Annotated in this window: 1 pseudogene; it reads right to left on the reverse strand. The window is 62.1% G+C overall.

Annotation, left to right across the window (positions count from 1 at the left end):
- Positions 1–61 precede the first annotated feature (61 nt).
- Positions 62–497, reverse strand: a pseudogene (locus MKK50_RS08525) (IS630 family transposase); the annotation flags it as partial.
- Between the last annotated feature and the right edge of the window lie 142 nt (positions 498–639).

Here is a 639-nt window from a genome sequence, read left to right on the forward strand (position 1 = left end):
CGCACTGCGTTCGAAGTACGCGAGCGTGCCTAAGTGATATGGTGCTTAGAGCTGTTGCCGATCATATTGGATCGTATGCGTCGTATCCAGCTGCGGCGAGGCAGTTGCGGCAGGCCCTTGGCGTGAGGGTGTCGAAGGCGAATCGGATGGCCGCTTTCAGATCTGGAAGCGTCCGAGCGGCGGCATTGCGGAGGTTCCCCTTCTGCTTGGCGAAGGTCTGCTCGATCGGGTTGAGATCCGGCGAGTAAGGTGGAAGGTAGAGCAACTTGGCGCCCACCGCCTGGATGGCTTCGCGCACGCCGGCCACCTTGTGAGCGCCGAGGTTGTCCATGATCACCGTGTCACCCCGCTTCAACAGGGGGACCAGGGTGTCGGTGACGTAGGCCCGGAAGCGTTTGCCGTTGGTGGCTCCGTCGAACAGGGGCGGTGGCGACCACCCCGCTGGTGCGCAGGGCGGCCGTGACGGTGGTCGTCCTCCAATGTCCATGCGGAACCGCCACGTGGCCTGCCTCCTGAAAAGTGGTCCTCCCTGAGGTATGGCTTCGAGCCATGTGGAGGATGTTTCATGGGACGGAAGAAGCATACGGCTGAAGAGATTGTTGCCAAGCTGCGCCAAGTGGATGTTCTGGTCTCGCAGGG

This window comes from Methylobacterium sp. J-043, assembly GCF_022829505.1.
GTDB classification, from domain to species: Bacteria; Pseudomonadota; Alphaproteobacteria; order Rhizobiales; family Beijerinckiaceae; genus Methylobacterium; species Methylobacterium extorquens_A.